The organism is Bradyrhizobium sp. 139, from assembly GCF_023074175.1.
In the GTDB taxonomy this organism is placed as follows: Bacteria; Pseudomonadota; Alphaproteobacteria; order Rhizobiales; family Xanthobacteraceae; genus Bradyrhizobium.
The window spans coordinates 74465-94757 of sequence record NZ_JADPKS010000051.1 but is presented as its reverse complement, the minus strand read 5'-3'; the positions used below and the strand labels follow the sequence as shown (position 1 = coordinate 94757).

Annotated in this window: 21 protein-coding genes and 1 pseudogene; 13 read left to right on the top strand and 9 right to left on the bottom strand. The window is 64.1% G+C overall.

Features of this window, described 5'->3' with window-relative positions:
- Nucleotides 1-4: 4 nt before the first annotated feature.
- Entirely contained in the window at nt 5-1129 is a 1125-nt protein-coding gene (locus IVA80_RS13650; protein WP_247430378.1) for an amidinotransferase, read from the bottom strand.
- A gap of 245 nt (nt 1130-1374) precedes the next feature.
- On the opposite strand from IVA80_RS13650, the gene IVA80_RS13645 reads away from it, so the two are divergent.
- Both IVA80_RS13645 and IVA80_RS13640 read left to right on the top strand, forming a co-directional pair.
- Nucleotides 1375-1650: a hypothetical protein gene (locus tag IVA80_RS13645; protein ID WP_247430375.1), complete on the top strand. Its 276-nt coding sequence runs from the start codon at nt 1375-1377 to the stop codon at nt 1648-1650.
- Nucleotides 1651-1668: 18 nt separating this feature from the next.
- A complete protein-coding gene (locus IVA80_RS13640) occupies nt 1669-2037 on the top strand; it encodes a GFA family protein (protein WP_247430372.1) in 369 nt (122 codons plus the stop codon).
- Nucleotides 2038-2043: 6 nt separating this feature from the next.
- On the opposite strand, the gene IVA80_RS13635 is transcribed toward IVA80_RS13640, so the two are convergent.
- Nucleotides 2044-2814, bottom strand: a complete 771-nt coding sequence (locus IVA80_RS13635; RefSeq protein ID WP_247430369.1) for an exodeoxyribonuclease III — start codon at nt 2812-2814, stop codon at nt 2044-2046.
- Nucleotides 2815-2854: 40 nt separating this feature from the next.
- Between IVA80_RS13635 and IVA80_RS13630 the strand changes: the two genes are divergently transcribed.
- Nucleotides 2855-3073 (top strand): hypothetical protein, encoded by a 219-nt coding sequence (locus tag IVA80_RS13630; protein WP_247430366.1) that lies wholly within the window; start codon nt 2855-2857, stop codon nt 3071-3073.
- Nucleotides 3074-3085: 12 nt separating this feature from the next.
- Here IVA80_RS13630 and alr read toward each other — a convergent pair whose 3' ends face one another.
- The 3 genes from alr to IVA80_RS13615 all read right to left on the bottom strand — a co-directional run bounded on the left by alr (nt 3086) and on the right by IVA80_RS13615 (nt 7922).
- Nucleotides 3086-4360, bottom strand: coding sequence for an alanine racemase (alr, locus tag IVA80_RS13625; RefSeq protein ID WP_247430362.1), 1275 nt, complete (start codon nt 4358-4360; stop codon nt 3086-3088).
- 50 nt (nt 4361-4410) lie between these two features.
- Nucleotides 4411-5913, bottom strand: coding sequence for a replicative DNA helicase (locus IVA80_RS13620; RefSeq protein WP_247430359.1), 1503 nt, complete (start codon nt 5911-5913; stop codon nt 4411-4413).
- A 758-nt stretch (nt 5914-6671) separates the two neighbouring features.
- Nucleotides 6672-7922 (bottom strand): cyclopropane-fatty-acyl-phospholipid synthase family protein, encoded by a 1251-nt coding sequence (locus IVA80_RS13615; protein ID WP_247430356.1) that lies wholly within the window; start codon nt 7920-7922, stop codon nt 6672-6674.
- 281 nt (nt 7923-8203) lie between these two features.
- Here IVA80_RS13615 and IVA80_RS13610 point away from each other — a divergent pair, with 281 nt between their 5' ends.
- Entirely contained in the window at nt 8204-9154 is a 951-nt protein-coding gene (locus IVA80_RS13610) for a hypothetical protein (RefSeq protein WP_247430354.1), read from the top strand.
- Between the two features lie 38 nt (nt 9155-9192).
- Nucleotides 9193-9368 (top strand): annotated as a pseudogene (locus IVA80_RS13605) (PaaI family thioesterase); the annotation flags it as partial.
- A 36-nt stretch (nt 9369-9404) separates the two neighbouring features.
- On the opposite strand, the gene rplI reads toward IVA80_RS13605, so the two are convergent.
- From rplI to rpsF, 4 genes are all read right to left on the bottom strand, one after another.
- Nucleotides 9405-10007 carry a 50S ribosomal protein L9 gene (rplI, locus tag IVA80_RS13600; RefSeq protein WP_247430351.1) on the bottom strand — a complete coding sequence of 201 codons (603 nt, stop codon included), beginning with the start codon at nt 10005-10007 and terminating at the stop codon, nt 9405-9407.
- A gap of 50 nt (nt 10008-10057) precedes the next feature.
- Nucleotides 10058-11035 (bottom strand): DUF2232 domain-containing protein, encoded by a 978-nt coding sequence (locus IVA80_RS13595; protein ID WP_247430348.1) that lies wholly within the window; start codon nt 11033-11035, stop codon nt 10058-10060.
- A gap of 128 nt (nt 11036-11163) precedes the next feature.
- Entirely contained in the window at nt 11164-11403 is a 240-nt protein-coding gene (rpsR, locus tag IVA80_RS13590; RefSeq protein ID WP_007592020.1) for a 30S ribosomal protein S18, read from the bottom strand.
- Nucleotides 11404-11408: 5 nt separating this feature from the next.
- Nucleotides 11409-11921 (bottom strand): 30S ribosomal protein S6, encoded by a 513-nt coding sequence (gene rpsF / locus IVA80_RS13585; RefSeq protein ID WP_247430345.1) that lies wholly within the window; start codon nt 11919-11921, stop codon nt 11409-11411.
- Between the two features lie 346 nt (nt 11922-12267).
- On the opposite strand from rpsF, the gene IVA80_RS13580 reads away from it, so the two are divergent.
- The 8 genes from IVA80_RS13580 to IVA80_RS13545 all read left to right on the top strand — a co-directional run bounded on the left by IVA80_RS13580 (nt 12268) and on the right by IVA80_RS13545 (nt 20291).
- Entirely contained in the window at nt 12268-12972 is a 705-nt protein-coding gene (locus tag IVA80_RS13580; protein ID WP_247430342.1) for a TetR/AcrR family transcriptional regulator C-terminal domain-containing protein, read from the top strand.
- A 3-nt stretch (nt 12973-12975) separates the two neighbouring features.
- Nucleotides 12976-14001 (top strand): fatty acid desaturase family protein, encoded by a 1026-nt coding sequence (locus tag IVA80_RS13575; protein WP_247430649.1) that lies wholly within the window; start codon nt 12976-12978, stop codon nt 13999-14001.
- Between the two features lie 168 nt (nt 14002-14169).
- Nucleotides 14170-15129, top strand: coding sequence for an ACP S-malonyltransferase (gene fabD, locus IVA80_RS13570; protein ID WP_247430338.1), 960 nt, complete (start codon nt 14170-14172; stop codon nt 15127-15129).
- 102 nt (nt 15130-15231) lie between these two features.
- Complete coding sequence (fabG, locus tag IVA80_RS13565; protein WP_247430335.1) at nt 15232-15969, top strand: 3-oxoacyl-[acyl-carrier-protein] reductase; 738 nt, start codon at nt 15232-15234, stop codon at nt 15967-15969.
- A gap of 308 nt (nt 15970-16277) precedes the next feature.
- A complete protein-coding gene (locus tag IVA80_RS13560) occupies nt 16278-16517 on the top strand; it encodes an acyl carrier protein (protein WP_008130699.1) in 240 nt (79 codons plus the stop codon).
- A 108-nt stretch (nt 16518-16625) separates the two neighbouring features.
- Nucleotides 16626-17891, top strand: a complete 1266-nt coding sequence (gene fabF, locus IVA80_RS13555; protein WP_247430332.1) for a beta-ketoacyl-ACP synthase II — start codon at nt 16626-16628, stop codon at nt 17889-17891.
- A gap of 125 nt (nt 17892-18016) precedes the next feature.
- Nucleotides 18017-19288, top strand: coding sequence for an endolytic transglycosylase MltG (mltG, locus tag IVA80_RS13550; protein ID WP_247430329.1), 1272 nt, complete (start codon nt 18017-18019; stop codon nt 19286-19288).
- Nucleotides 19289-19403: 115 nt separating this feature from the next.
- The gene (locus IVA80_RS13545; protein ID WP_247430326.1) at nt 19404-20291 is read left to right on the top strand and encodes a YicC/YloC family endoribonuclease; all 888 of its coding nucleotides are present in this window, start codon (nt 19404-19406) and stop codon (nt 20289-20291) included.
- The last annotated feature ends 2 nt before the right edge of the window (nt 20292-20293 follow it).

Sequence of the window (20293 nt, the reverse complement as noted above, 5' to 3'; positions counted from 1 at the left end):
CGGCTCAAAAATAGCTCCTCAACGTGCCGCGCCGTCGGACGTCGAGCGTGGCGCAATGGAAGCCGCCACCAAATGCCGCATAGTGTAAGAACTCACAGAGAATCGGCTCGAATCCCCAATTCTCCAACGCACGCGTCATTGCAGTATGATGTGGATCTACGATGACGTGCTTCTCGTCGACCATCAGTACGTTCATGTTGAGCCATTTCCCGCATAGCGAAGTGATCCTGAGCATAGGATCGATTATCGGGTCGGGCTCGGGGGCCACGAGGATGTCCCATCCTTTCAGGATGGCCGGAAGGTGGTTGACGTCTATGTATTCGGGATTGATCAGAATCTTGCCGGGCCCAAGCGGCAATATGGTGGTGTCGATGTGCATTGGATTGGGACAGCGGCTCTCAATCTCATGGATGCGATAACCGTCGCCAAGGTGGCGACGCAGCCATTCAATACCAGACGCATTGGTGACGTTGCTGCGGGTCACGAACAGGTCGCGCCCGCAGCGAAAGAAGTCGGCGGCGTCAAAGACCGGCTCGAATTCGGTGAGGATGTATGAGATCGGCTCGCCTTTGTTGGGGACGCGAAATTCTGGGTCGAACAGTTCGTCCGTCAGTTGAGGTCTGGGCGCGCTCGTCCACCGCGCGCCACGTTGGAAATAGTCCTTCAGAATCGGACGATAGGAATGCGTCTCGAAATACCGACAGGGCCAAACCATCGGGGTTTCAATGATCTCGTCGCCGATCACGAGCATGCTGTCGCGCGGGCAGGAATTGCAGAAGCCGCGCGAGGACCATTCCGGCGTGCTGAAGCGCTTCCTGTGGTCGACGGCGTCCGGCCGTCTTACGATGATACCCTGCGACTGCAGCAGCGCAACCAAACCATCAAGCTCACGCTGAGCCGGTTCGATCATGATCTTTGGGTAACGGAAGCCTGCGAACAGCGATTGGGCACGCGCCGCCATGCCCGGAATGTTGCAGGTGACAACCGGATGATCGGACGGGATAACCGCACCCTCAAGCCTTCCGACTATCACTTCCTCCAGCGTGCCCCACTCGTTGTGTGAGTTCACCGGAGAAACCTGGCCCGATGGGACGGCATCCGAACCGCGAACGCGTGTGACCATGTCCATGCATGAGGCCCTCTGTGCGCTACAACCGCCGCAGGTCCAGGGAGTTCCAGAGGTCCGACCGCGGTCGCTGGGTCGAGTCGCAAATCCTTGGTGTCGCTGTTGGCGCCCATAGCGGACGTATTCGTCGCAATAGGTGGTCGGATGATCGGCCTTAGCGGACTCTTTAGGATTCCCGGACCGCTCGCCGGCTTGCAGCGGTTTCCTGAATTGCAGGTTTGGCGCGACGCTGACGGGCGGGCGAAATATTGACGGCTTCGCTGAAAAAGTTCTCAATGCCGGCGGCGCAATGGAATTCTTCGATGGTGACATCCTGCCAGTGTTTTGCCCGACGAGTCAAACTTGAATTTCGGAATTTACGTAACTCATTGAACCAGCAGCGATCGGCTACTGTGCATGGGGTTGTTTTTGATGTTTTTGTTGAGTTGGCCCGGCAAGTCGGTGCTCGCAGCACATTGGGCAAGGCCGGCTGCGCGATGCTGACAGCAGGTTGGCAGCAGGGGCCGGCTACGACCATCTCCTGACAAAACGGAGAGCGGATCATGCCGATCGAGGCAAGCTGTCATTGCGGTGAGACGGTGTTCGAGGTGACGGAGGCGCCCTCGAGCGTGACCCGCTGCACCTGCTCGCTCTGCGCCAAGCGCGGCGCATTGTGGGCCTATTGCAAGCCGACGCAATTTCGCCTGCTGTCGCCGCCCGACAACGTCGCGACCTACCGCTGGGGCAGCCGCACGGTCAAACATCATTTCTGCGCAAGCTGCGGCTGCGGCACCTATTCGGAGTCGCCGGACTGGTCGACCGGCAAGCCCGACTTCGACAATCCCAAGGTCGGCGTCAACGCGCGCTTGTTCGACGATTTCGATCTGGAGGCGGTGCCGGTGAACGTGATCGACGGCAAGAATTTGTGGTGATGCCTGTCACCGCAGCACTACCCACGCCGGCGCATGATCGCTGGCGCCGTCCTCGCCGCGGACGCTCTTGTCGACGCCAGCTTTTGCGAGTCGTGAGACGAGGGCAGGACTAAGCAGGAGATGATCGAGCCGCAGGCCCGCATCGCGCGGCCAGCGGTTTCGCTTGTAGTCCCAGAAGGTGTAGATGCGCTGCTCCGGGTGCAGCTCACGGATCGCGTCGCGCCAGCCTTGTTCGAGGAGCGAGGCAAAAGCCGCGCGGCTCTTCGGCTGGATCAGGGCATCCTTGTCCCATGAGCGTGTCGGATAGATGTCGATCTCCGTCGGCGCAACATTGTAGTCGCCGGCGAGTACCACGGGCAGATCCTGCTGGATGAAGGTCCTGGCATGGCGCCTGAGCCGCGCGAGCCAGTCGAGCTTGTAGTCGAACTTCGGCCCCGGCTGCGGATTGCCATTCGGCAGGTAGATGCTGGTGACGATGACGCCGCGCACCGCAGCCTCGATGTAGCGGGCTTCGAGATCGCCAGGCTTTCCCGGCAAGCGATCGCGGGTGAGAATTGGCTCGGCGTTGCGGGCGAGGAGGGCGACGCCGTTCCAGGTCTTTTGTCCACACCACACGGCACCGTAGCCGGCTTTTTCGATGGCGGCCGCCGGAAATTCGCCATCACTTGCCTTCAATTCCTGAAGCGCGACGACGTCAGGCTTTGCCGCGCGCATCCATGCCAAGAGATTGGGCAGGCGGCGATTGATGTTGTTGATGTTGAATGTCGCGATCTTCATGTAGAGCTACCGGCTCCTGCCTGCCGTCACCGGAGACACAATGTCCAAGTTGAGCATTGCCGCTATTGCTTTCGTCGTCGCGTTCTCCGCGGCCGCTTCGGCACAATCGTCTGATCCGCGCGGGGCGTGCAAGGCAGACTATGACAAATTCTGCGCCGGCCTTGCGCCAGGCGGCGGCATCGTCGCCTGTCTCAACGGCAAGCGCGACCAGCTCAGCGCGACCTGCAAGACGGCGCTGGACAGCAGGAAAAAGAAGTAAGCGGCTGATGGCTCAGCTCGGCAGCGGCGGCGGGCTCGCCGGCTGCTCGATCGGCGGCGGAGCGGGCTGCTCGGCCGCCTGTGCCGCGGCTGGCTTTACCAGCGGCTCCACCACATTGCCGCACTTGTAGACGCGGGCGTAACGGTGGCCGAGGCTGGTCAGCACCTCGTAGCCGATGGTGCCGAAATGATGCGCGAGCTCGTCGACGGTGATGCCCTCGCCGAGCAGCGTCACCATATGGCCGCGCCGCGCCGCATTCGGCGGCAGGTCGGTGATGTCGATCGCGATCAGGTCCATCGAGACGCGGCCCGCGACCGGGCAGCGCTTGCCGGCGACGATGACCTCGGCGCCGCGGGTGCCGTCATTGGAGCTGGCGGCGCGGAAATAGCCGTCGGCGTAGCCGACCGCGATGATCGCGAGTTTTGTCGGCCGCCGCGCCGTCCAGGTGCCGCCATAACCGACGCCCTCGCCGCGCTCGACATTGCGGATCTGCACGATGCGCGCCTTGAGGTCGACCACCGGCTGCATCGGGTTGTCGGCCTCCGGCGTCGGGTTGACGCCGTAGAGCGCGGCGCCCGGCCGTACCATGTCGAACTGGAACGGCGCGCCGAGGAAAATGCCGGAGGAATTGGCAAGCGCGGCCGGCACGCCGGAAAATTCGCTGGCGATGCCGCGGAAGGCCGCGAGCTGCTTGGCGTTCACCGGGCTGTTGAGCTGCTCGGCCGAGACCAGATGGCTCATCACCAGCGTGATGCCGTGATCGCCGGCATTGATGCGGGGGATGATGGCTTGCGCCTCCGCGAGCGTCAGCCCGAGCCGGTTCATCCCGGTATCGATGTGGATTGCGGCGCCACCGCTCCAGCCGGTGCGGCGGCAGAACACGTCCCATTCGGCGAGTTCGTTGAGATCGCCGATCACCGGCCGGCAATTGCTCTTGGCATAGTGCTCGCCGGTGTTCTGGAAATAGCCGCCGAGCACGTAGATCGTGGCCTCCGGCACGGCTCCGCGGACGTTGCGCGCTTCTTCGATCGTGGCGACGAAGAACGTCTTGCATCCGGCCTTGTTCAGGGCGCGTGATACCTGTTCGGCGCCGCAGCCATAGGCATCGGCCTTGATCACCGCCGAGCACTCGGCCGGCACTGCCGTCTTCTCGAGCTTGCGCCAATTGGCGATGATGGCGTCGAGATCGACGGTGAGCACGCCGCCATAGGTTGCGAGCGCGGCAGCCTGATTGGCGTCCGCGGAGAGAAGGCCGGATTGCGGGATCATTTTCGGGTCGGACGCCATTGTCATGACGCCGTTTTACGCAAGAGGCCGGTGCGGTTCAACCGGGGAGCTCAATAGTCGTTGCGATCCGGCATCTGGCTTCCCTCGGCGAGATCGCCGAAACGGGTGACCATAGCATCGAATTGCAGCGCAACAGTGCCGGTCGGACCGTGACGCTGTTTACCGATGATGACTTCGGCCTTACCGAGCGCGCGATCCATCTCCTGCTGCCACTTGTGATGCTCTTCAGTGCCAGGATTCGGCTGCTTCATGGCCAGGTAGTACTCTTCGCGGTACACGAACAGCACGACGTCGGCGTCCTGCTCGATCGAACCGGATTCACGCAGGTCCGAGAGCTGCGGCCGCTTGTCCTCGCGGGATTCGACCTGGCGCGAGAGCTGCGACAGCGCGATGATGGGGACGCTGAGCTCTTTGGCGAGCGCTTTCAGGCTGGTCGTGATCTCCGTGATTTCCTGCACGCGATTTTCGCTGCGTTTGCCCGAGCCCGACAGCAGCTGGATGTAGTCGATCACGATGAGATCGAGGCCCTTTTGCCGCTTCAGGCGGCGCGCGCGCGCCATCAGCTGAGCGATCGACAGGCCGCCGGTTTCGTCGACGTAGAAAGGCAGCGACTGCAGCTCGATCGAGACATGGCGGATCTTCTCGAAATCGGCCTCCGAGATGCCGCCGCGGCGGATGTTGGAGGAGGGAATGCCTGTGCGCTCGGCCACGATACGCGTGGCGAGCTGGTCGGCCGACATTTCGCAGGAGAAGAAGCCGATGACGCCGCCATTGGCGGCCTTCATGGTGCCGTCGGCCTGGAGTTCTGGAACGTAGGCTTGCGCGACGTTGTAGGCGATGTTGGTCGCCAGCGACGTCTTGCCCATGCCGGGACGTCCCGCGACGATGATGAGGTCGGAGTGCTGCAAGCCGCCCATCTTGCTGTCGAGGTCGCGCAGGCCCGTCGAAATGCCCGACAGCTTTCCGTCGCGCTGGAACGCTTTCGCGGCGAGATCGACCGCGAGCGTCAGCGCTTGCGAGAATTTCTGGAAGCCACCGTCATAGCGGCCGGACTCGGCGAGCTCGTAGAGGCGGCGCTCGGCGTCCTCGATCTGCGCCCGCGGCGCGAAATCGACCGGGGCGTCATAGGCGACATTGACCATGTCCTCGCCGATGCCGATCAGGTCACGTCGCAACGCTAGATCATAGATGGTCCGGCCGTAGTCCTGGGCGTTGATGATGGTGGTCGCTTCCGCCGCAAGCCGCGCCAGATACTGCCCGATGGTCATGCCGCCGACGTCGGTGTCGGCGGGCAGGAACGTCTTCAACGTGACGGGCGTGGCGATCTTGCCCATCCGGATCAGACTGCCGGCGGTCTCGAAGATGGTCTGGTGCAGCGGCTCGAAGTAATGCTTCGGCTCCAGGAAATCGGAAACGCGGTAGAAGGCGTCGTTGTTGACCAGGATCGCGCCCAGAAGGCTCTGCTCCGCCTCGATATTATGCGGCGCGCTCCGATAGGCGGGAGTTCCGGCTTCCGGGGCGAGTTTGAGGACGTTCGAATCAGTCAGGGCCATGGTCGAGCGTTAGCAATTTTCTGGGGCGGATGCGGGGCCGGGATAAAGCGCCGCCTCAGGCCAAAGCGGAAGCAAAAGCTGGCCGCTATCAACCGATCATTAAAATGGTGGATGATTGGCCGCCGCAGCACGCGCCGCGCTTGACGGATTTTCGCGGAACTTGGTGCGGCGCTGGTAGCGGCCGCGACCGCGCCACGGAAAACTCCGGATGCAGTGAACCTAATGGATTGATGGGCAGACGTATCGAGAAGCGCGCAAACGACGCATGCTGGGAGCTTTCGGCTCGCCTTCAGACCAGCAGGAGGTAGACCAGCGCAACCAGGGCCGCTCCGACGCCGGTGGCGATCAGGGCGTAATCGGTGCGGAGGTCGTCCTGCACGTCGAATGAGGTTTGGGTCTGTTTGCTCATGGCGACGGTCTAGGCCAGGTCCGACCAGGCTTATGTGAAACAGATCACATCTCTCCGGATTCTTTCGGGGGTACGACCGGAACACGCAGGCGGGCAGGGGATTGTCCTTGTGTCCGCCAACAGGGAGACGAGGCAAGCGATGCGGCCAGAACGGCAGCACCAGATCTGGCGAAGCGAGGCAGGCAGCCGGCTTTGGCTGTCGGGCCTGATCGCGGCCATGGCGCGTGCCGAGCTGCCTGAAGTGCGGCGGGAGCCTGTCTCGCCGGAGACGGTCGCGGAGTTGCGGGCGCAACTGGCGTTAACGGCCTCTTTCCGGTCCGCTCCGATTTCGACTCTGCGTCACTAGGGCTCATTCACCAGCCAGCTTCAGCCTGGGCTTGCCGCCGCTTTCGATGGCCCGCAGCCGGGCTTCTTCGAACGCGATGTAGTTGCGCGTCATCGGCACCACGCCCTGACGCCGGGTGAGCTGGATCTGGAAGTTCATCATGTCCTGCTTGCGAAACGTCATCTCGGACGCCGCCAGGTAAAACTCCCACATCAGAGCGAAGCGTTCGTCATAGAGCTGCACGGCCTCCTCGCGCCGCGCCATGAAGCGCTCCCTCCACGCCTTCAGCGTCTCGGCGTAGTGCAGGCGCAGGATCTCGATATCACAGACCAGGAGGCCCGCCCGTTCGATCGCCGGCAGCACCTCGGATAGAGCGGGGATATAGCCGCCGGGAAAGATGTATTTGGCGATCCAGGGACTGGTGGAGTCCGGGCCCTGCGAACGGCCGATCGAGTGCAGCAGCATGACGCCGTCCTCGCTCAGCAGCTCGGCGCAGCGCCGGAAGTAGGTGTCGTAGAAGCGGGCGCCGACATGCTCGAACATGCCGACCGAGACGATGCGGTCGAACGGCCCGGCGATGTCGCGATAGTCCTGGAGCAGGAACTTGGCCGATCCGGTCAGGCCCTTTTCGGCTGCACGCGCGTTGGCGATCTGCAATTGCTCGGTCGACAACGTAACGCCGGTGACGTTAGCGCCTACGATCTCGGCGAGATAGAGCCCAAGTCCGCCCCAGCCCGAGCCGATGTCGAGGACCCGCTGGCCGGCCTTGACGAGCAGCTTTGCGGCGATGTGTCGCTTCTTGGCGAGCTGCGCATCGTCGAGCGTGGTCTCCGGCGTCTCGAAATAGGCGCAACTATATTGCTTGTCGGCGTCGAGGAAGAGGGAATAGAGCCTCGCGTCGAGATCGTAATGATGTGCGACGTTGCTGCGGGAGCGCGAGCGCAGATTGAACTGCTTCAGGTGCCGCGTCAGATAGCGCAGGTGCCACCAGGGTTTTGCCCACTGCGGCAACAGGTCGGGTTGACCGAGCAGGATCGCGAGGGCATCAGCTATGGTGCCGTGCTCGACGACGAACTCGCCGTCCATGTAGGCCTCGCCGAGCCCGAGCTCGGGATTGACGAGGATCTTCCGCTCTGCGTCCGCAGTGACGAGGCGCACCGCGACCGGGCGGCCTGAGCCGTCGCCGACAGTGAACTTCGATCCGCTGGCGCTGGTCACCGTCATCGACCCGCGGCGGATGAATTGAGACAGAAATCTACGCAACAAGCGGTCCATCGACGCCTTCCTCTCGGGCGAGCTCGAAGAGATCCGACCAACCCGGCGTTCAGAACCGACGTTCCGGCGCCGCAGCGGTTCCTATGCGTTTGCATCTAAATGTAGGAAGGAATGTTCCGGTCCGCTATTGCGCTATGTTCAAGGCCGATATTCGAAAAGCGCTTAATCACATCCTTGCGCGTGGAGCCTGCTTCCATTCGCGGCTCAGTCGGCTAAAAGGTGACCCGCCGCCGCGCCGCCTGCCGGCTGCACCCCACGGAATTCAATGGAGATGATGGGAAATGTCGAGCCGACCGCTCAGCCTCGCGACGGTATTGCTTCTGATCGGCTTCGGCGCGACCGACGCCGTTCTGGCGCAGGCGACGAACCTCGAGGCGGGCAAGGCCCCATCCCAGCTTTTCGCGCAGACCTGCAACGCCTGCCACAAGAGCCCGCGCGGTCTGTTGAAGACGGTGGCGCCGGGCTCGCTGCCGGGCTTCCTGCGCCAGCACTACACCACCAGCTCCGACATGGCTGGCGTGCTGGCTTCCTATCTCGTCTCCAACGGTGCCACTGACACCCGTTACCAGGCCAAGGACGGCAAGGACAAAAAGGACGGCGCCAAGGACAAGGAAGCCAATACAGCTCCGAGCCAGGCGCCGGAACATCAGGGGCGCCGCCAGCGCTCCCAGGATGCTGCCAAGCCGGAAGGCGAGGCTGCCGCTCCTGCAGCCGAGGGCGCACGTCAGAAGCGCGCGGCGCGGCCGCCCGAGGAGGGATCGAAGGACGGTGCGAAGCCCGAGGGCCAGGCAGCGCCCGAGGCACGCAAAGGTAAGCGTCGCGGCAAGCCCGGGACCGAGGAAGCACCGAAGATCGACGCCGCCGCGCCCGCTACTGAAGACAAGAAGAGCGAGCCGAAGGCCGAACCAAAGCCCGACACTGCCAAGGTTGAGCCCGGCCGTGACGAGGTGTTGCCCGACAACAAGCCGCTAGAGAAGCCTGCCGAGGCCACGCCCGAAAGTGCCAAGGTCGAGCCGCGCGGCAGCGATACTCCGGCGCTGCGGCCCGATCCGGTACCGCAGGTCGCGCCGGCTGCACCGTCTGCCGCCGAATCCAAGCCCGCGGAGGAGGCTGCTCCCAAGCCCGCCGCGAGCTCCGAACCGGCAGCCAAGCCGCAGGAGCCGGCGCCGCCCGCGAGCGCTGCGGCGCCGGCCGAGTCGTCCGGTCCGCCGGCACCGCCGATCTCGCGATGAGCAAGCCGTAGCCTCCGATCGACTTGCGAAGGCCGCACGGCGAGAAGCTGATCTGCCGGGCGAGGGTGATCAAGCCGGGCCGCCAGGTCTCGGTGGTCGCGGCCGACGTGTATTGCGTCAACGATGGTGTCGAGAAGCATACGGCAACCGCGCTGGCCTCGATCGCGATGCTGAGCGAGGCGTCGCCGCCAAAGCAAAAAGCCCGGCCGCTTGAGGCGGCCGGGCTTCGCAACCTGCGCGAACGCGAGGATTACTTTTCGGTCTCTTCCGCAGCCGGAGCCGGTTCGGCCTCGTCCTGTGCTTCCGGATCGAAGAACTCGCCGGCGGCGGCGATCGCTTCGGCGGCCGCATCCCGATCCTCGTTGCGGGTCGAGATGTCCTCGCCGCGGTTGATGCGCTCGGCCTCGTCCTGGCTGCGCGCGACGGTCACGGTGACCTCGACCTCGACTTCGGGATGAATGGCGACGGTGATGGTGTGCCTGCCGATGGTCTTGATCGGCGCGTCGAGCTGCACCTGCGGGCGCTCAAGCGCAACGCCGTCGGCTTCGAAGGCCACGACGATGTCGCGCACGGTGACCGAGCCGAACAGCTGGCCGGCTTCCGAGGCCTGACGGATCACGATGATGTTCTTGCCCTGGATCTTCTCGGCGACTTTGGACGCCTCGCCCTTGGACTGGAGGTTGCGGGCCTCGAGATCAGCCTTCATGCCGTCGTATCTGGCGCGGTTGTCGGCGGTGGCGCGCAGCGCCTTGCCGCGCTTGAGCAGGAAATTGCGGGCATAACCGTCGCGAACTTTCACGACTTCGCCCATCTGGCCGAGCTTGTTGACGCGTTCCAGCAAAATGACTTCCATATTCGTTCTCCTTTGAAGTGGTCTGTGAGTTTCAGTTTTTCGGGTTGGACTTAAGAGGTCGGCAGCGGCGGCGGCTGACGGCTGCGCAGGAACCGCTCGCGGAAGCCGAACACGGCATCCGCGAGGCCCAGGATCACCATCGCGATCACGGGCCATCCGAACACCACGACGACGGCATAGGCTGAGCCGAGCCATAAGGTGCGGCTCTTCAGCGCGAGCGTCAGCGTATGCAGCACGGCAAAACCGGTCAGTGCGTAGGCCATCATCAGCGCCGCCGTCGCAATCTGCGCGACGATCGCGAGCAGCCCGCCGGTAAAGCAGAGAGCCAGCGCGATGCAGAGCACCACGAGCGTCATCGGCGGCAATTCGGCCGTCATTAGATCCGGCCAGGGACGGCGCAGCCGGCCCGATGTCGCCGTCACCTTGGCGCTGAGCCAGAGGTTGAGGGTGAGCGTCATCATCGCGACGATGGTGGCGGCGGCCGGTGCGATGCGCACCAGTGCGTCGACGAACTGACCGGCTTCGCCTGATGTCTGCGGGTCGGTGGCGCGGAGGAGGCGCATCATGCCGCGCCGCAGCGTGCCGATGATGGTTTCGGCATCGGTGCCGAGCGTGAGCAGGGCGGCGATCGTGGTCACCGAGGCAAAGCCCGCGATCCACAGCAGGGTGCGACCGACTGGATACCATTCGAGCTCGGGTTTGGCTGGCGGCTCGGTGGCGGCGTCCGGTGCGACAGGTCCGGCCTGCCGGCTGAGCAGGACGAGATGGCCGAGCCACCACGCCGGCAGCGCGACGGTGACGGCAAAGGCGATGCAGTAGGGCAGGCCGAACAGGGCGCCGAGGCCGACCGCAGCGGCGATGCCGCCGACGCTCGCGCAAAGCGGGCCCCAGCCGATCGAGGCGACCATCAGCGGCAGCGGTGCGAGATAAAACAGGACGAGCGAGATCAGCGCGCCCGACACGATCGAGGCGAACATCAGGGCCGACGCAGCGCCGGCGATCAAGGCTATCAGTCCAAAAGCCATCATCAGCTGTCCCGCTCCCTTCGAGCGGTTAGAGGCATCTCGCCCCAACCATCGGCGACCGGACGACCCGGAAGCCTTATGAAACCAGAAAAGTGCGGCCGGCGGCGATGTCGCCGCCGGCCGAATTCGTCTTAGCGAATGACGTAGGGCAGCAGGCCCAGGAAGCGCGCGCGCTTGATGGCGCGGGCGAGCTCACGCTGCTTCTTCGCGGACACTGCGGTGATGCGGCTCGGCACGATCTTGCCGCGCTCGGAGACGTAACGCATCAGCAGCTTGGAGTCCTTGTAGTCGATCTTCGGAGCGTTTGCGCCCGTGAACGGGCAGCTCTTGCGACGACGGAAAAATGGACGGCGTGCACCAGCTTCAGCCATTGTTCTTACTCCGCATCCGTCGTGGTAGTCGGGGTTTCAGCTTCTTCGCGCGGACGGCGCGGGCCGCGGTCACCGCGGAAGCCGCCACCGTCGCGATCACCACCACGGAAACCACCCTCGCGGTCGCCACGGAATCCACCGCCTTCGCGATCGCCGCGGAAGCCGCCGCCACGGTCGTCACGCTCGCGGTCACGGTCGGCCTTGCGCATCATCGCGGACGGGCCTTCCTCGAGCTCCTCGACGCGGATGCTGAGATAGCGGATCACGTCTTCGCTGATGCGCTCCTGGCGCTCGATCTCGGCGATCGCCGCGGACGGCGCGTCGATGTTGAGCAGCACGAAGTGCGCCTTGCGATTCTTGTTCATGCGGTAGGTGAGGGAGCGTACGCCCCAATTCTCGGTTTTGGTGACCTTGCCGCCGAGGCCCTCGACGATGCCGGTCATCTGCGCAGTCAGCTCTTCGACCTGCTGCGTGCTCGCGTCCTGGCGCGCGAGAAAAACGTGCTCATAGAGAGCCATGGAAGTCCTTTCCTCATGTTGGCGCATCGCCCGGCGTCAAGCCCTTAAGAGGCCTTCGGAAAGGACTCTGGGATTAAGCTCAGAAGGCGGAAACACGGGACGACGGGCCGACTGGCCCTGCCACACCAAAATCACGAATGATTTGCTGAGACCGTCCGTTCAGCTCCCGGCCGGGGTCTGCGGATGCGCGCCTTATACGGATTTTGGCCGGCTTTGCAAGGTTGGCAGGCCGTGTTTCGCTCCGGATCATCCTGATATGGGCGCGTCCGGACCCGTCCTCCCACGCCAAGTCAGCTTGATCTATTTGTTTGTATGCCATACAATAAAATCAACAGAAATGGTCCCAATGGCGGAAAAGTCGGTTCAGGAGCAGCTTGAGGCGGCTGGCGACCCCAGGCATGCAGCGCGCGCCACGCGCTCGGCCGGCCGCAAGATGCGGTCACTGCTGCTGGATGCGGCGAGCCCGCTGTTTCGGGAACGAGGGCTGTCGGGCGCGGCGATCGCCGACATCGCGGCCGCCGCAGACGCATTCCCGAGCCAGATCACCTATTACTTCCGCACCAAGGAGGCGCTGTTCGTTGAATGCGCCTGTCGCGATCTCCTGTATCTGGCGCGCGCAACCGAGCAGGCCGCGCTGAAGGCCCGCACGCCGCGAGAGTACACCCTCGCGCTCGCCGAGACCGTGACGGCGAGCGATTTGGTCGCCTTCTTTGCCGAGGCGCTGACGCTGACGCGGCGGCGCCAGGATCTTGCTCCGCTGGTCGAGCGCACCATCGAGCGCCTGCACAGTGAAGGTGCCCGCGCCTATGCGAGCCAGGTCGCGCGGCACGGCTGGCGCTCCCTGCGCGCGCCCGACGAAAGTTCGCGGCGGTTTTGGGCCGTCGCTATCGGCGTCATTATCGAGGGTTGCGCCATGGGTCGGTCGCCGAATGAGTTATGCGCCGAAATGCTCCGCGTGCTCGGCGAGCAGGCGAAATCCGTGAGCGACACAGCACGGCTGCGTCTGGTCGACGAGCGCGACGCATCAAGCAATTCGGATGAGGAGGGTTAGGCCATCACCGCACTTCGCATGCGTGCCCGCGATTTCCTGACCGACGATCAACTCGCCGACGTGCGACAGCGCGTGACCTGGAAAGGCGTCGCGCTGATCGTCCACGCCTGGGCACTCATTGTCGCCGCGATTGCTTTGGTCGCGTGGTGGCCCAATCCGGTCACCTATATTCTCGCCGTTGCCATCATCGGTTCGCGCCAGCTCGGGCTCGCGATCCTCATGCATGACGGCGCGCATGGCTGCCTGTCCGCTGACGAGAAGACCAATCTGGCCCTGAGCCAATGGTTCTGCGCCTATCCTCTCTTCGCGGAGACGCGCAGCTATCGGCGCTACCATCTTCAGCATCATGCGCGCACCCAGCAGGAGGACGACCCCGATCTCGTGCTGTCGGCGCCGTTTCCGATCACGAAGCTGAGCTACCGCCGCAAGTTCATCCGCGACGTCACGGGACAGACGGGCTACCAGCAGCGCAAGGCGCAGCTGCTTAACGCGCTTGGGCCGAAGGACTGGCCGTGGCGCCAGCGCGCCACGCATTTCTGGGACAAGCTCGGTCCGCAATGCCTCGCCAATGCCGCGATGTTCGCAGCGCTGGCGGCGGCCGGCGTGTGGTGGGCCTATCCGTTGCTATGGCTGGTGCCGCTCCTGACCTGGATGATGGTCATCACCCGCATCCGCAACATCGCCGAGCACGCCGTCGTGTCCGACAGCAGTGATCCTTTGCGCAACACCCGCACCACGCATGCGAACTTTCTCGAGCGGCTGTTCATCGCGCCGTACTACGTGAACTATCACCTCGATCATCATCTGCTGTTTTACGTGCCGTGCTACAATTTGCCGAAGGTCCATCGCCTGCTGAGCCAGAGCCGCTACGCCGGTCGCATGGAAGTGCAGCCGGGCTACGCGGCCGTACTGAGGCTCGCGGCCGCGAAGCCCGACCGGGATGACCGTCCGGGCCAGCTGGTGAACAGCGCGCGCCGCGCACAGGCAGGGGCGGCGATCGACGCCAACCAGACCAATGGTGGATTCTAGGGGCATCCCAGTTGAATGCTGGTCGAAGTTCCTATCTTGGCTTGACATTCCGGCCCCGGACAGTGTCTACGGCCCCCTTTGGAGCATGATCCGGAACCATGGCCTAAGGCTGTGCGTAATCGGCTGCCGGTTCTCGCAGGGATCACGCCCGACAAGCAGGGAGCGCCGATGACGGCAGCATTCACATTTCCGGGGCAGGGGTCCCAGGCCGTCGGCATGGGAAAAGCCCTGGCGGAGGCTTTCCCGGCGGCGCGCGCCGTGTTCGACGAGATCGATGCCGCGCTTGGGGAGAAGCTGACAGCGATCATCTGGGATGGTCCGGCAGAAACCCTCCAGCTCACCGAAAACGCCCAGCCGGCGTTGATGGCGGTGTCTGTCGCCACCCTGCGCGTGCTGGAGGCCGAAGCTGGTTTTTCCGTCGGGCGGGACGCGGCCTTCGTCGCCGGCCACTCGCTCGGTGAATATTCGGCGCTGGCTGCGGCCGGCAGCCTGACCGTTTCCGACACTGCGCGGCTGCTTCGCACCCGCGGTCTCGCAATGCAAAAAGCCGTTCCGGTCGGCGCCGGCGCGATGGCCGCGCTGCTCGGCCTCGATTACGAGGCCGCCATGGCGGTCGCGGGCGAGGCGGCGCAGGGGCAGGTCTGCCAGGCCGCCAACGACAATGGCGGCGGGCAAGTGGTTGTCTCCGGCGACAAGGAGGCGGTCGATCGCGCCGTCGAGATCGCCAAGATCAAGGGCGCCAAGCGAGCGATGCTGCTGCCGGTGTCTGCGCCGTTCCACTGCAAGCTGATGCAGCCGGCTGCGGACGCCATGGCGGAAGCGTTGGGCAAGGTCACGATCAAGGTGCCGGCCGCGCCGCTGGTGTCAAACGTGCTGGCGAGCGCGATCACTGATCCCGACGAGATCCGCCGCCGTCTGGTCGAACAGGTCACCGGGACGGTGCGCTGGCGCGAGTCAGTCGCCTATATGGCAGGGCAGGGCGTCACCTGCTTCTTCGAGATCGGCGCCGGCAAGGTGCTGACCGGCCTCGTCAAGCGCATCGCGGACGGCGCCGTCGGAATTGCGGTCGGTGGTCCCAACGACATTGCCGCTGCCAAGGATGCATTGGCCGCTGCGAAGCAGGCCTAAGGCGCGATGATTCGCCATCGCGCTTGAGTTCTTTAGTTTACGCGCGATCCTACCGGAAAACCGCTGCGCACTTTTCCGGATCGCGCTTTGGAGGAGTTATCGATGTTCGATCTGACTGGCAAAAAGGCGCTCGTCACCGGCGCGACCGGCGGCATCGGCGGCGCGATCGCGCAGGCGCTGCACGCGCAGGGCGCCACCGTTGCGATTTCGGGAACGCGGAAGGAAGTGCTGGACGAGCTTGCCGGCAAGTTCGTCGATCGTGCTCATGTGCTGCCCTGCAATCTCTCCAAGGCCGACGAGGTCGAGGCGCTGGTGCCCGCCGCGGAAGCTGCGATGGGACAGGTTGACATCCTCATCGCCAATGCCGGCATTACCCGCGACAATCTCTTCGTGCAGCTCCGGGACGAGGACTGGGAGGAGGTCATCAACGTCAATCTGACCGCGACCTTCCGCCTGGCGCGTGCCGCCACCAAATTGATGATGCGCAAGCGCTTCGGTCGCATCATCGCCATCACCTCGGTGGTCGGCGTTACCGGCAATCCGGGGCAGGGCAACTACACTGCGTCGAAGGCGGGCTTGATCGGCATGATCAAGACGGTAGGTGCCGAATACGCCAAGCGCGGCGTCACCGCGAACTGCATCGCGCCGGGCTTCATCAAGACGCCGATGACGGATGCGCTCAACGACAAGCAGCGCGAGACGATTTTGACCAAGGTTCCGGCCGCTCGCCTGGGGACGCCCGAGGACATCGCGGCGGCCGCGGTTTACCTGAGTTCGAACGAAGCCGCCTATGTCACAGGGCAAACCATCCACGTCAACGGCGGCATGGCCATGATCTGACGTCGTTCCGTACTGCCCACTGGGGCGGTCCCAGATGCGGCAAACGGCCGTTTCCGGAGCGAAATGAGGCTTGTAGTCAAGGCAGTTGAAGTATGATAACCGGACCATCAACGGATGGGCAAAGAACGCCATTGCAGGTTTTTGAAACCCTGTATATTGGCGATGCGGAGCCTTGGCCGTCGTTCGCCGGGGTCCACATCGGTTAAGATGGGGCCAAATCAAGTTCGTAAGCAAGGCAGTCAACGACCACGACGGCTCGTATCGTCCCGGGGGGTCGGGTCTACAGGGAACAACACGAGGTTTATGCAATGAGTGACATTGGCGAGCGGGTTAAGAAGATCGTGGTCGAACACCTTGGTGTTGAACCCGAGAAGGTTGTCGACGCTGCGAGCTTCATCGACGACCTCGGCGCCGACAGTCTGGACACCGTCGAACTGGTGATGGCGTTCGAGGAAGAATTCGGTTGCGAGATTCCGGACGACGCCGCGGAAACGATTCTCACCGTCGGCGATGCCACGAAGTTTCTCGAGAAGAACGCGAAGAGCTAAGGCTCTTCATTTTCGCGGGGACAACATTGAAACCGGACGGGCCGCTGACCAGCGGTCAGCCGGTTTCTTGTTATTGGCCGTGATTCTTTCGATGCGGAGTTTTCGGATATGAGGCGGGTTGTCGTCACGGGTCTCGGCATGGTGTCGCCGCTCAGCTGTGGCGTCGAGCCGACCTGGAAACGCATCCTCAACGGCGAAAGCGGTGCGCGCAGGATCGAGAGCTTCGACGTCTCCGATCTTCAGACCAAGATCGCCTGCACCGTCGTGCGCGGCGACGGCACGAATGACACCTTCAATCCCGACAAGTGGATGGAGCCGAAGGACCAGCGCAAGGTCGACGACTTCATCATCTTCGGCATGGCCGCAGCCGGCCAGGCGCTCGATGATGCCAACTGGCATCCCGAGACCGAGGAGGACAAGTGCGCCACCGGCACCATGATCGGTTCCGGCATCGGCGGCCTCAATGGCATTGCCGACACCGCGATCCTCCTGAAGGAGCGCGGACCGCGCCGGGTGTCGCCGTTCTTCATTCCAGGCCGCCTGATCAATCTCGCTTCCGGTTACGTCTCGATCGCGCACGGCTTGAAGGGGCCGAACCATTCCGTGGTCACGGCCTGTTCGACCGGTGCGCATGCGGTTGGCGATGCCGCCCGTCTGATCGCGCTCGGCGATGCCGACGTCATGGTCGCTGGCGGCGCGGAGTCGCCGATCGGCCGCATCGGCATTGCGGGGTTCAACGCCGCGCGCGCGCTCTCCACCGGCTTCAACGAGACGCCCGAGAAGGCCTCGCGCCCTTACGACAAGGACCGCGACGGCTTCGTGATGGGCGAGGGCGCCGGCGTCCTGATCCTGGAAGAGCTCGATCACGCCAAGCGACGCGGCGCGAAGATCTATGCCGAGGTGGTCGGCTACGGTCTTTCGGGTGATGCCTATCACATCACCTCGCCGTCGCCCGACGGCAATGGCGGCTTCCGCAGCATGTCAGCGGCGCTCAAGCGCGCCGGCCTTACGGCATCGGATATCGACTACATCAACGCGCATGGCACTTCGACACCACTCGGTGACGAGATCGAGCTCGGTGCGGTCGAACGCCTGCTCGGCAACGCCGCTTCCAAGGTCGCGATGTCCTCGACCAAATCGTCGACCGGCCATCTCCTTGGTGCCGCCGGCGCGATCGAGGCGATCTTCGCTATTCTCGCAATTCGCGATAATGTCGTTCCGCCAACCATCAACCTCGACAATCCGTCGGTCGAGACTGCGATCGATCTCGTGCCACACATGGCGAGCAAGCGTGAGGTGAACGTCGCATTGTCGAATTCTTTTGGTTTTGGCGGTACCAACGCGTCGGTGATCTTCCGCCGCTTGGCCAGTTAGCTTGCGTTTGACCGAATCCACCGATTTGCCGTATTCGGCGATAGTCATACAAGTGGGCGCGTGCATGTGGCCGGACACACGATTTGTTGGGCCGCGATTGAACCGGCAGGATTCAGGTTGTTTCGATGAGTGAAAGGCCGCCCATTTCGCCCCGAAGTCCGCGGGCAGCGCTCGAGCCCGAGCAGGTCCCGCCGCCGCCGAAGCGATCGGACCGGGCGCGCAATCCGTTCGTGATCGTCGGCAACGCCATCATCACCCTCCTGCTGATCGCCATGATCGGCGCAGGCGGCGTCTATTATTACGGACGGCAGGTGCTCGAGGCAGCGGGTCCGCTGAAGGAAGACAAGATCGTCAACATTCCCCAGCGCGCCGGCAAACGCGACATCGCCGAGACGCTGAACCGGGAAGGCGTGACCGACGTCAATCCGTGGGTGTTCATCGCAAGCGTCGCTGCGCTGAAGGCGAGCTCGGACCTGAAGCCGGGTGAGTATTCGTTCCAGAAGAACGCCTCCTTGCGCGATGTCATCGCGACCATCGTCGAGGGCAAGGTGGTGCAGCACGCCGTGACTATACCGGAAGGCCTGACCTCCGAGCAGATCGTGGCGCGGCTGTCCGACAACGACATCTTCACCGGCAGCGTTCGCGAATTGCCGCGCGAAGGCACGCTGCTGCCCGAGACCTATAAGTTCCCGCGCGGGACCCCGCGTGATCAGGTGATCCAGCGCATGCAGCAGGCGCACAAGCGCGTGCTCGCCGAGATCTGGGAGCGCCGCAGCCAGGACATTCCGGTGAAATCTCCGGAGCAACTGGTGACGCTGGCCTCCATCGTCGAGAAGGAGACCGGCAAGCCCGACGAGCGCAGCCGTGTCGCTGCCGTATTCGCCAACCGGCTGAAGCAGAGGATCAAGCTGCAGTCCGATCCGACCATCATCTACGGCCTTGTCGGCGGCAAGGGTACGCTCGGCCGTCCGATCAAGCGCAGCGAGATCACGCAGCCCTCGCCCTACAACACCTATGTGATCGAGGGACTGCCGCCGGGCCCGATCTCCAACCCCGGCCGCGCCTCGCTCGAAGCCACCGCCAATCCGGCCCGCACCCGCGACCTCTATTTCGTCGCCGATGGCAGCGGCGGGCACGCTTTCACCGAGACCTACGACGCGCACCAGAAGAACGTCGCCAAGCTCCGCGCGATGGAAAAGCAGATTCAGAACGACACGGTCGAGCCGGCCGAGGATGCGCAGCCGCCGGCCGCCGCCGCGCCCGGCGCTGCCGATACGCCGACCGCGACCACGCCGGCACGGCCGAGCCAGCAGAAGAAGCCGCCGGCTCGCCCCGCGGGTCCCGCGCCGGCCCGGCAGGGCGCGGTGCAGCCATCGCCGCCGGTGGTCCAGCGCTAGGCCGGCCGCAGAGATGCCTACGGGACTTTGCGGATTCCACTTCCGGCAAAATAGTCTTAAGATTCGCGTGCCTTGATGGCCTTGCGAATCTTATCTTTCTGGAGAATCTGACCTGATGGCGCTGTCGTCCATGACCGGCTTTGCCCGAAGCCACGGCGCTAGCGGGCCGTATACGTTCGAATGGGAATTGAAGTCGGTCAACGCCAAGGGCTTTGACCTCAGGGTGCGGCTGCCGCAGGGGTTCGACGAACTCGAGGCCCATGCCAAGAAACGCGCCGGCGAGCTTTTGTCGCGCGGCACCGTCTACGCCAATCTCACCGTGAAGCGCGCCAATGCCGCGGCCTCCGTCCGCATCAATGACGACGTGCTCAACGCCGTCCTGAAGGCCGCCGCCGTGATCGCCGGCAAGGTCGACGCGGTCGCGCCGAGCGTCGACGGCCTGCTCGCCATCAAGGGCGTCGTCGAGGTTGCCGAACCCGAGGGCGACGAGGAGGAGGACAAGGCCGCGCGCGCTGCGGCCGCAGAGGCCTTCGACAAGGCGCTCGCCGATCTGGTCGAGATGCGCAAGCGCGAGGGGACGTCGCTCGGGCAGATCCTGACCCAGCGGGTTGACGAGGTCGAGGCGCTGGCGAGGAAGGCAGAGGCCGCGCCGGGCCGCAAGCCGGAGGCGATCAAGGCCCGGCTCGCCGAGCAGATCGCAACACTGCTCGACACCTCCGACCGTTTCGATTCCGACCGCCTGATGCAGGAAGCGATCCTGATCGCGACCAGGGCCGACATCCGCGAGGAACTCGACCGCATCGCCTCCCACATCGCGCAGGCGCGCGAGCTGATCGGCAAGGGCGGCCCGATCGGCCGCAAGCTCGACTTCCTCGCGCAGGAGTTTCACCGCGAGGTCAACACCTGCTGCTCGAAGTCGAACGACATCGAGCTGACCAATACCGGGCTCGCCATGAAGAACGTGGTCGAGCAGTTCCGCGAACAGGTCCAGAATCTGGAGTGATC

Coding starts and splice junctions, on each gene's coding strand:
- IVA80_RS13615 (WP_247430356.1), bottom strand. CDS start 7,922: ATGGACCGCTTGTTGCGTAGATTTCTGTCTCAATTCATCCGCCGCGGG.
- fabD (WP_247430338.1), top strand. CDS start 14,170: ATGACGGCAGCATTCACATTTCCGGGGCAGGGGTCCCAGGCCGTCGGC.
- rpsF (WP_247430345.1), bottom strand. CDS start 11,921: ATGGCTCTCTATGAGCACGTTTTTCTCGCGCGCCAGGACGCGAGCACG.
- IVA80_RS13545 (WP_247430326.1), top strand. CDS start 19,404: ATGGCGCTGTCGTCCATGACCGGCTTTGCCCGAAGCCACGGCGCTAGC.
- IVA80_RS13640 (WP_247430372.1), top strand. CDS start 1,669: ATGCCGATCGAGGCAAGCTGTCATTGCGGTGAGACGGTGTTCGAGGTG.
- IVA80_RS13650 (WP_247430378.1), bottom strand. CDS start 1,129: ATGGACATGGTCACACGCGTTCGCGGTTCGGATGCCGTCCCATCGGGC.
- rpsR (WP_007592020.1), bottom strand. CDS start 11,403: ATGGCTGAAGCTGGTGCACGCCGTCCATTTTTCCGTCGTCGCAAGAGC.
- IVA80_RS13620 (WP_247430359.1), bottom strand. CDS start 5,913: ATGGCCCTGACTGATTCGAACGTCCTCAAACTCGCCCCGGAAGCCGGA.
- IVA80_RS13560 (WP_008130699.1), top strand. CDS start 16,278: ATGAGTGACATTGGCGAGCGGGTTAAGAAGATCGTGGTCGAACACCTT.
- alr (WP_247430362.1), bottom strand. CDS start 4,360: ATGGCGTCCGACCCGAAAATGATCCCGCAATCCGGCCTTCTCTCCGCG.
- IVA80_RS13610 (WP_247430354.1), top strand. CDS start 8,204: ATGTCGAGCCGACCGCTCAGCCTCGCGACGGTATTGCTTCTGATCGGC.
- fabF (WP_247430332.1), top strand. CDS start 16,626: ATGAGGCGGGTTGTCGTCACGGGTCTCGGCATGGTGTCGCCGCTCAGC.
- mltG (WP_247430329.1), top strand. CDS start 18,017: ATGAGTGAAAGGCCGCCCATTTCGCCCCGAAGTCCGCGGGCAGCGCTC.
- IVA80_RS13580 (WP_247430342.1), top strand. CDS start 12,268: ATGGCGGAAAAGTCGGTTCAGGAGCAGCTTGAGGCGGCTGGCGACCCC.
- IVA80_RS13630 (WP_247430366.1), top strand. CDS start 2,855: ATGTCCAAGTTGAGCATTGCCGCTATTGCTTTCGTCGTCGCGTTCTCC.
- IVA80_RS13595 (WP_247430348.1), bottom strand. CDS start 11,035: ATGATGGCTTTTGGACTGATAGCCTTGATCGCCGGCGCTGCGTCGGCC.
- IVA80_RS13635 (WP_247430369.1), bottom strand. CDS start 2,814: ATGAAGATCGCGACATTCAACATCAACAACATCAATCGCCGCCTGCCC.
- rplI (WP_247430351.1), bottom strand. CDS start 10,007: ATGGAAGTCATTTTGCTGGAACGCGTCAACAAGCTCGGCCAGATGGGC.
- fabG (WP_247430335.1), top strand. CDS start 15,232: ATGTTCGATCTGACTGGCAAAAAGGCGCTCGTCACCGGCGCGACCGGC.